Source organism: Actinocorallia sp. API 0066 (genome assembly GCF_020991275.1).
Taxonomy (GTDB): Bacteria; Actinomycetota; Actinomycetes; order Streptosporangiales; family Streptosporangiaceae; genus Actinocorallia.
Map to the genome: position 1 here is coordinate 93,089 of NZ_JAJLQY010000018.1, position 8,041 is coordinate 101,129.

General features: G+C 65.2%; 10 protein-coding genes and 1 pseudogene. 7 read left to right on the forward strand and 4 right to left on the reverse strand.

Annotated elements, in window-relative coordinates:
- Nucleotide 1: 1 nt before the first annotated feature.
- From LO762_RS31755 to LO762_RS31765, 3 genes are read left to right on the forward strand one after another with little or no spacing between them, the layout of a single operon-like run.
- Nucleotides 2-1,264, forward strand: a complete 1,263-nt coding sequence (locus tag LO762_RS31755; protein ID WP_304523727.1) for a cysteine desulfurase — start codon at nucleotides 2-4, stop codon at nucleotides 1,262-1,264.
- Complete coding sequence (gene sufU, locus LO762_RS31760; protein ID WP_230619963.1) at nucleotides 1,265-1,720, forward strand: Fe-S cluster assembly sulfur transfer protein SufU; 456 nt, start codon at nucleotides 1,265-1,267, stop codon at nucleotides 1,718-1,720. It abuts the gene before it with no gap.
- Complete coding sequence (locus tag LO762_RS31765) at nucleotides 1,717-2,097, forward strand: metal-sulfur cluster assembly factor (protein ID WP_230619965.1); 381 nt, start codon at nucleotides 1,717-1,719, stop codon at nucleotides 2,095-2,097. The genes sufU and LO762_RS31765 overlap by 4 nt, the downstream gene beginning before the upstream one ends.
- A gap of 581 nt (nucleotides 2,098-2,678) precedes the next feature.
- Here LO762_RS31765 and LO762_RS31770 read toward each other — a convergent pair.
- The 4 genes from LO762_RS31770 to LO762_RS31785 form a co-directional block, all read right to left on the reverse strand.
- Nucleotides 2,679-3,314, reverse strand: a complete 636-nt coding sequence (locus LO762_RS31770; protein ID WP_230619967.1) for a hypothetical protein — start codon at nucleotides 3,312-3,314, stop codon at nucleotides 2,679-2,681.
- A 29-nt stretch (nucleotides 3,315-3,343) separates the two neighbouring features.
- On the reverse strand, nucleotides 3,344-3,685 hold the full coding sequence (locus tag LO762_RS31775) for a hypothetical protein (RefSeq protein ID WP_230619968.1): 342 nt from the start codon (nucleotides 3,683-3,685) through the stop codon (nucleotides 3,344-3,346).
- On the reverse strand, nucleotides 3,682-3,900 hold the full coding sequence (locus LO762_RS31780) for a hypothetical protein (RefSeq protein WP_230619970.1): 219 nt from the start codon (nucleotides 3,898-3,900) through the stop codon (nucleotides 3,682-3,684). Before LO762_RS31780 ends, LO762_RS31775 begins: the two co-directional genes overlap by 4 nt.
- A 682-nt stretch (nucleotides 3,901-4,582) precedes the next feature.
- Nucleotides 4,583-4,993: a hypothetical protein gene (locus LO762_RS31785; protein ID WP_230619972.1), complete on the reverse strand. Its 411-nt coding sequence runs from the start codon at nucleotides 4,991-4,993 to the stop codon at nucleotides 4,583-4,585.
- 174 nt (nucleotides 4,994-5,167) lie between these two features.
- On the opposite strand from LO762_RS31785, the gene LO762_RS31790 reads away from it, so the two are divergent.
- The 4 genes and pseudogenes from LO762_RS31790 to LO762_RS31805 all read left to right on the forward strand — a co-directional run bounded on the left by LO762_RS31790 (nucleotide 5,168) and on the right by LO762_RS31805 (nucleotide 7,855).
- Nucleotides 5,168-5,485: a transposase gene (locus LO762_RS31790; protein WP_255688142.1), complete on the forward strand. Its 318-nt coding sequence runs from the start codon at nucleotides 5,168-5,170 to the stop codon at nucleotides 5,483-5,485.
- A complete protein-coding gene (locus LO762_RS31795) occupies nucleotides 5,482-6,243 on the forward strand; it encodes an IS3 family transposase (protein ID WP_230619975.1) in 762 nt (253 codons plus the stop codon). The genes LO762_RS31790 and LO762_RS31795 overlap by 4 nt, the downstream gene beginning before the upstream one ends.
- Nucleotides 6,158-7,560, forward strand: a pseudogene (locus LO762_RS31800) (IS30 family transposase). Before LO762_RS31795 ends, LO762_RS31800 begins: the two are co-directional and overlap by 86 nt.
- Nucleotides 7,541-7,855, forward strand: a complete 315-nt coding sequence (locus tag LO762_RS31805) for an integrase core domain-containing protein (RefSeq protein ID WP_374201610.1) — start codon at nucleotides 7,541-7,543, stop codon at nucleotides 7,853-7,855. Before LO762_RS31800 ends, LO762_RS31805 begins: the two are co-directional and overlap by 20 nt.
- The last annotated feature ends 186 nt before the right edge of the window (nucleotides 7,856-8,041 follow it).

Consider the following 8,041-nt stretch of genomic DNA (forward strand, 5'->3'; position numbering starts at 1 on the left):
CATGTCGCTGCTGGCTGAGGAGATCCGGAAGGACTTCCCGATCCTGGGCCGTACGGTCCGGAACGGGAACCCGCTCGTCTACCTGGACTCCGGCGCGACCTCGCAGAAGCCGCGCCGCGTCCTGGACGCCGAACGCGCGTTCTACGAGAAGCACAACGCCGCCGTCCACCGCGGCGCGCACCTGCTGGCCGAGGAGGCCACCGACGCGTTCGAGGCGGCCCGCGCCACCATCGGAGCGTTCGTCGGGGCCCCCGCGGGCGAGATCGTGTTCACCAAGAACGCGACGGAGGCGATCAACCTGGTCGCCTACTCGCTGAGCAACGCCGCGACGTTCGGGCCCGAGGCGGCCCGGTTCGCGGTCGGCCCCGGCGACGAGATCGTGGTGACCGAGATGGAGCACCACGCCAACCTCGTCCCGTGGCAGGAGCTGTGCCGCCGCACCGGCGCCACCCTGCGCTGGTTCGGGCTCACCGACGACGGCAGGCTCGACCTGTCGAACCTGGACGAGCTCGTGGGCCCGCGCACCAAACTCGTCGCGCTCACCCAGCAGTCGAACGTGCTGGGCACCGTCAACCCGGTCCCGCTGATCGCGGAGCGGGCGCACGCCTTCGGCGCGTTCGTGCTGGTGGACGGCGCCCAGTCCGTCCCGCACCTGCCGGTGGACGTCACCGCGCTCGGCGCCGACTTCCTCGTGTTCTCCGGACACAAGATGCTGGGCCCGCTCGGCATCGGCGTGCTGTGGGGGCGGCGTGAGCTGCTGGAGTCGATGCCGCCGTTCATCACCGGCGGCTCGATGATCGAGGTGGTGCAGTTGGAGCAGTCCACCTACGCCGCCCCGCCGCAGCGGTTCGAGGCGGGTGTCCCGGTGACGGCCCAGGCCGTCGGGCTCGCCGCCGCCTGCGACTACCTCACCGACCTCGGCATGGACCGGGTCGCCGAGCACGAGCACGAGCTGGCCGTCTACGCGCTGGAGACCGTCGGGTCTATCCCCGGCGTCCGGATCATCGGCCCGACCGACACCGCGGCGCGCGGCGCGACCGTCTCGTTCGTCGTGGACGGGATCCACCCGCACGACGTCGGCCAGGTCCTCGACGACGAGGGCGTCGCCGTCCGGGTCGGCCACCACTGCGCGTGGCCGCTGTGCCGCCGCTACGGAATACCCGCGACCACCCGGGCGTCGTTCTACGTGTACAACACGCTGAGCGAGATCGACGCGCTCGCCGAGGGCGTCCGCAGGGCGCAGAAGTTCTTCGGGACGGTCTAAGTGCAGCTTGAATCCATGTACCAGGAGATCATCCTGGACCACTACCGGAACCCGCAGCACCGTGGGCTGCGGGAGCCGTTCGGGGCCGAGGTCCACCACGTGAACCCGACGTGCGGTGACGAGATCACTCTGCGGGTCGCGTTGGAGGGCGCCGGTGACGACGCGGTGGTCAAGGACGTCTCCTACGAGAACCAGGGGTGCTCGATCAGCCAGGCGAGCGCCTCGGTGATGAGCGAGCTGATCATCGGCCGGTCCGTCAAGGACGCGATGCGTGTCGGCGAGGAGTTCCTCGCCCTCATGCAGTCGCGCGGCGAGCTGGAGCCCGACGAGGACATCCTGGAGGACGCCGTCGCGTTCGCCGGGGTGTCCAGGTATCCCGCGCGCGTGAAGTGCGCCCTGCTGGGCTGGATGGCCTGGAAGGACGCGACAGCCCAGACCCTGGAGAAGGCATCATGACCGAGAACGCAGAGCTCTCGCCGTCCGAGGAGTCGGTGCTCGACGCCCTCACCGGCGGCTCCGAGGAGGAGGAGCAGATCCTCGACGCCCTCCGCGACGTCGTGGACCCGGAACTCGGCATCAACGTGGTCGACCTGGGCCTCATCTACGGCCTCAACGTCGACGAGACCGAGGGCCACAAACTCCTCACCGTCGACATGACCCTCACCAGCGCCGCCTGCCCCCTCACCGACGTCATCGAGGACCAGGCCCAGTCCGCCACCGCCGACCTCGTAGACGAACTAAAGATCAACTGGGTCTGGCTCCCCCCATGGGGCCCCGACAAAATCACCGAAGACGGCCGAGAACAACTCCGCGCCCTCGGCTTCAACGTCTAACCCGCCACGCACTGTGAGCGGGCACCCGACCACCCGCGACCAACGAAGCGCACTCAGCCCGGTCCCTTCAAAGGGCCGGGCTTCGTGCTGCGGGAGGCACCGCATGCCGTCGATCCAGCGAGCACACCGCTTAGGTGCCTGAGCCGTCGGGATGTCGGTCGAGGACCCGGCCGGAGCGCAACTTCCCTACACAGCGCCTGATCTATCGGCGATGTCCACCGCGTCCCGGTGGCCTAATCGCGTGCGTACGGTGCCCGACTGTCGCTGGGCCAGGCACCGTACGCACGGGTCCGGACCCCAACCGGAAACCAGCCAGATGGCTGCAATTCGCTGTGACGTTCACGGCCGGCGCCAACTGATCCCGTGCGGGCAATTCTGGACTATCGGGCGGATATCGGCTCATGGCGGTCGGTGGCGTGTCCGATGGGCGTTATTTCAGGCGGTACATAGTAGGCGCAGCATTCGGAACCTTTGGGGTGCCTTAATCTCTAGAGCCTGTTTGAAGTCTGATCGAGGTTTCTGATGTTCCCGTACTGGATAGCTGCCCGCGCGCTTTCTCAGTTGCCTCGAGCAGTGACGACTTAACCGGTTGTTTCCTTTGGATCGCCGACATTGGTCATGAGTTGTCGCATCCGGTCATCGAACTCGCTGCGCCAGGGCTCGACGTTGATGTCGATGCCCTCGTCGCATGAGTAGTTCCAGGTGAAGTCGTTGGTGTCGGGGTTGCTTCCCTGGCGTTGGGTGACTGTGACGCCGAGTCCGTCCTGGAAGATGATCCGGTGCTCCGCGACGACCAGTGCGTCGAACAGTCTGACGAGGTCGGGGCCGAACATCGCGGACTGTCTTCCCATTGGGAGAAGCGCTGCCTTCTCACCGGTGAGGAGCGTCAGGACCACCAGTCGGCTCAAGGTTCCGTTTGCGGTGTAGGCGAATCTCTCGGCGAAATCGTCTCCGGCCGGTTCGGGAGTGAAGACGATGTCGGCCAGGTCGGTGATACGGATCCGGCTTAGCCGCTTGGAATTACCCTTCAGCGCGAGATAGATCGCCCGATCAGAGAGAAGCACGTCCACGCGCTCCCCACGCCCCGCGAGGATCATGGCCAGGTCGCCGGAGGTCCGGCAGATGTCATAGGAGATCAGTGCCTCGCCAGCTTCCATCTGCGACTGGATCGCGCGCTGGGCGCGGGCCAACGCTCTCGCTTCGAGTTTGAACAGCATCGGTTCCTGCCTTGGTTCAGGTGGCGTGATCAGCGGAGGCCGGCGGCACGCTCGGCGTGGGCTTTGAGTGTGGCGGCGGACAAGAGTTGGGCGATCCAGTAGACGACCGCCCAACCTGTGAAGATCAGCGCGAAGATGGGGTGGGGACTAAAGAGCGCCCCGATCGCTCCGACGACGGCGCCGATCATGGAGACTAGGGCGAAGCTGCCTGTCGTGCTCGGTAGTAGCCAGGCCCCGGCTAGCACAAGAACGATCCACAGCAAGGTCATCCATGCAGCGCTGCTGGGAGGTGTCTGGGCGATCATGTCCTCGCGGTGCGGCCAGATCACCATCTGGATTGCGGCGCCGATCCCCAGAAGTGTGCCGATCATGCTGCACCGTCAGGAGTAGTTCGACGCCAGACGAGACGGCCGACATACACCATGAATGCCACCGTCGAGATGGACAAGAGGAACTTGAAGACGCTGGAGGTGTTGGCATCCCAGCCAAACAAGAGCGTTCCGCCGACGTCAAGGATGAGGCCAATGACGATGCTTCCGACGAGCCAAGCAACAATCACCGCCAAAATGACCTTCAGGACTCTCAAGAGGCACCTTCAAGAAGACGAACTGATGAGGTGAAAGGAGCATACGGAAGGCGGATCACCACTTGGTATCGGAAAAATATCTAATGGGATCCAGGTGGCGCTGCCGCCGAACTAGGGAGGCGTGGTCCGGTACCCGGCGCGGGTGCGTAAGGTATTCGGCAAACGGGGGAACATCACCCTGGACAAGCCGGAACGGTCGCTCGGTCAGCAGTAGCTACTGAGTTTTTCCCAGTGAAAGTGAGCTGGCCTGTAGGGACATGCCGGGCTTATCGGCGGATAGGGCAATTGTTAGATAATGCTGAAACGAGGGCGGGGCCTCGGTAAGCAAGTGGTTCACCACAAACTCTGCTCGCCCAAGGACCCCGCGTGATCGCTCATCCTGCCTGCTCGACGTCGCCCGCGAGCTCGTTCTGTACGTCTCGGCACTGCTGCACCGCGAACGCTGCGCGGTCGGGACGCTGAAGGGCAGCAGGACGCTGACCTGCTCGAAGCAAGCGATATTCGCGGCGGCGTGGTTCTAGTCCAGGCACAACATCACCCTCCACGGGAGGGCGTTCGGGATCTCTCCGTCGACCGCCTACCGCTACCTCCACGAGTCCGTGGACGTCCTGGCCGAGCAGGCGCCCGACCTCCACGAGGCCCTGGAGCGGGCCGTCGCCGACAGGCTGCCGCCCCTCACCGGTCACGAGGCACCGCCCCCCTCGCCGATGCCGCCCCCCTCGTCGGTGACCTCGGTCCGCACCCCGTCGACGTCGCCACCCGCCGCGACCGCACCGAGCCCGCGCGCCGAGATCCCCGCCGGCGACGGTGTCGGCGAGCCCGGCGGCGAGCCCGCACCCGCCCCGCTGGGACGGGTCACGCGGGTCGAGGAGTCCCACACCGACCCTTTCGCCGCGATCGAACCATCCCCCGCCGCCGACACCCTCGGCTCCTCAGACACAGGCGCAGGCCCCGGTCCAGGTGCGGGAGCAGTCACAGCCAGCGCACGACGGGCCAGCACCACCGACCACCCCGACACCACCAGCCCCACCAGCGCGACGAACACCCCCACCACACTGGCCGCCTTGTCCGCATCATCCAAACCCAGCTTCACAAACCACAACCCCAACCCGACCACCCCCAGCCCCCCGACCACAGCAACCCCAGCCCACACCACCCGAGACCCCGTCATAACAAACATTCTCAACCACCACCACAAGATCACACAGTGAGCCGCTCCGAAGGTTCTTGAGCCGCCCCGAAGGTTCCGGACAGCGTTCCCACTAGAATGGGGCGACCGGAAAGGTGGAAGTCATTGGCTGGTTCAAGAAAGTCGTTCTCCCCTGAATATCGGGAGGAGGCGGTGAAGTTGGTGATCGAGTCGTCGAAGCCTATCGCGCAAGTGGCGAGAGATCTCGGACTGAACGCGGGGACGCTGACGAATTGGGTGAACGCCTATCGGCGGGAGCACTCTGACGAGGAGCCCGCGCTGACCGTCGAAGAGCGGGCACGCCTCAAGGAGCAGGAACGCATCATCAGGGAACTTCGGTTGGAGAACGAGTTCCTGAAAAAAGCCGCAGCGTACTTTGCGCAAGAGCAGCAGTGAGCGCGAAATACGAGTTCATCGACGCGGAGTACGCCACCCCCTCGGCCGTCATCGACGACCACTGCTCGACCATCGTCCAAATGTGCACATGGCTCGGAGTCTCCCGCTCTGGCTTCTATGAATGGAGGACGCGCCCCGCATCGGCAACCGCACGCCGGCGAGAGGAACTCACAACTCTCGTGCGGCACTTCTTCGACGCCTCCGACGGCACCTACGGGTACCGGCGCATCCACGCGGACCTGGCCGACCACGGCGTCGCGGCCGGACCCGAACTGGTCCGCTCCCTCATGCGGGAGCTGGGGCTGGAGCCCTGCCAGCCACGCCCGTGGCGATTCAACCTGACCGAGGGCGACGGCCAGGAGCACGACATCCCCGACCTCGTCCAGCGCGACTTCACCGCCGAAGCACCCGGCCTGAAAATGGTCGGCGACATCACCTACGTCGAAACCTGGGAAGGATGGGTCTACCTCGCCACCGTCATCGACTGCCACACCAAAGCAGTGATCGGCTGGGCCATGGACGACAACTACAAGACACCCCTCATCGAAAAAGCCATCAACATGGCCGCCCGGAACCACACCCTCGCCGACCAGGCAGTCTTTCATTCCGACCGCGGCAGCAACGGTGAATTCAATCGGTCGTTGCAACACCTCGTAGTCGGAGGTGTCTCTGGTGGGTGGAGGGAGGCGGCAGCAAGCTGTCCGGTTGTATCGGGGGCAGATTCCGTCTCCGGGGCGGCCGACGGTGGTGTGGCGTGAGGATCGTGTCCGGTTCTGGCGTGCGATCGCGCAGGGGTCGAGTTCGGAGGACGCCGCGGTGGGGATCGGCGTGTCCCAGGCGGTGGGGACTCGATGGTTTCGCCAGGCTGGCGGGGTGGGACCGTGTCTTGCCCCGACGGTGTCGGGCCGCTATCTGTCGTTCGCGGAGCGGGAGGAGATCGCGTTGTTGCGTGCCCGTCAGGCCGGCGTTCGGGAGATCGCACGGATTTTGGGACGTTCACCGTCGACCATTTCGCGGGAGATACGGAGAAATGCTTCTACCCGATCGCATTCGGTGGATTACAGGGCATCGGTGCACAATGGCATGCCGAGCGGCGGGCACGACGGCCGAAGCCTGCGAAACTGACCGTAAACGAGCGGTTGCGCTCCTATGTTCAGGAACGTTTGTCCGGGGCCGTCCGCACTCCTGGCGGATTGATCGCCGCGGGACCATGGGTACCGGAGTGGAAAGGCCGTAACAAGCCCCGGCGGCAGGACCGATGCTGGGTGAGGGGCTGGAGTCCGGAGCAGATATCCCACCGGTTGAAGGCCGATTTCCCCGAGGATGAGTCCATGCGGATCTCACACGAGGCGATCTACCAGGCCCTGTTCATCCAGGGACGAGGCGCCCTCAAGCGGGAGCTGGCCGCCTGCCTGCGCACCGGCCGGGCCCTGAGGGTTCCGAGGGCACGCTCCCGCCAGCGCGCCGCCGGCCACGTCACCCCCGAGGTGATGATCAGCCGACGGCCCGCCGAGGCCGAAGACCGCGCGATACCAGGCCATTGGGAAGGAGATCTCATCATCGGCACCGGCCGTTCCGCGATCGGCACGCTCGTGGAACGCACGACACGGTTCACCCTGCTCCTGAACCTGCCGCCGATGGACGGCCACGGAATCGAGCCACGTGTGAAGAACGGCCCGGCACTGGCCGGTCGAGGTGCCGAGGCCGTGAAAGACGCGATCACCGGCACGATCACCACCCTGCCCGCCGAACTGCGCCGCTCCTTGACCTGGGACCGCGGCAAGGAACTGGCCCAGCACGCCCAGCTCCGCATCGACACCGGGCTACAGGTCTACTTCGCCGACCCCCACAGCCCCTGGCAGCGGGGAACGAACGAGAACACGAACGGACTCCTGCGCCAATACTTCCCCAAAGGCACAGACCTATCACGATGGGACGAAGAAGAACTCGCAGCCGTCGCCCACACCCTCAACACCAGACCCCGCAAAACACTCGGATGGAAAACACCCGCCGAAGAAGCCCTCAACGAACAACTACTGTCGATCCAACAAGCCGGTGTTGCGACGACCGGTTGAACTCAAGAACTATACATCCACCCAGTTCGCCGACACCCTGAAACGCCACAACCTCCGGCAATCAGTAGGCCGAACCGGCATCTGCTACGACAACGCAATGGCCGAATCGTTCTTCGCCGCCCTCAAGAATGAATGCGTCCACCGCACCCAATACCCGACCCAAGCACACGCACACCGCGACATTGCGCGATACATCGAACTCCGCTACAATTCACGACGACGCCATTCAGGACTCGACTACAAGACCCCTCAACAGGTCCACAACGAGTACCACGAACGACAGTTCGCAGCGTGAATCGACCGCAAAAAGAGCTGTCCGGAATCAGCGGGGCGCATCACAACGCCCTCACCGCCCTCGATTTCAAACTCGCCGAACGCATCGACGCGATAGCCGCCGAACACGGCGCCTGATCAGCGATGCCCCCGCCTCCGTGCAGCGTGGGGGCGTCGGCATTTTGGGCGCGTTGCGCTATGAACACTC

Coding starts and splice junctions, on each gene's coding strand:
- LO762_RS31755 (WP_304523727.1), top strand. CDS start 2: ATGTCGCTGCTGGCTGAGGAGATCCGGAAGGACTTCCCGATCCTGGGC.
- LO762_RS31765 (WP_230619965.1), top strand. CDS start 1,717: ATGACCGAGAACGCAGAGCTCTCGCCGTCCGAGGAGTCGGTGCTCGAC.
- LO762_RS31770 (WP_230619967.1), bottom strand. CDS start 3,314: ATGCTGTTCAAACTCGAAGCGAGAGCGTTGGCCCGCGCCCAGCGCGCG.
- LO762_RS31775 (WP_230619968.1), bottom strand. CDS start 3,685: ATGATCGGCACACTTCTGGGGATCGGCGCCGCAATCCAGATGGTGATC.
- LO762_RS31790 (WP_255688142.1), top strand. CDS start 5,168: ATGGGGCGACCGGAAAGGTGGAAGTCATTGGCTGGTTCAAGAAAGTCG.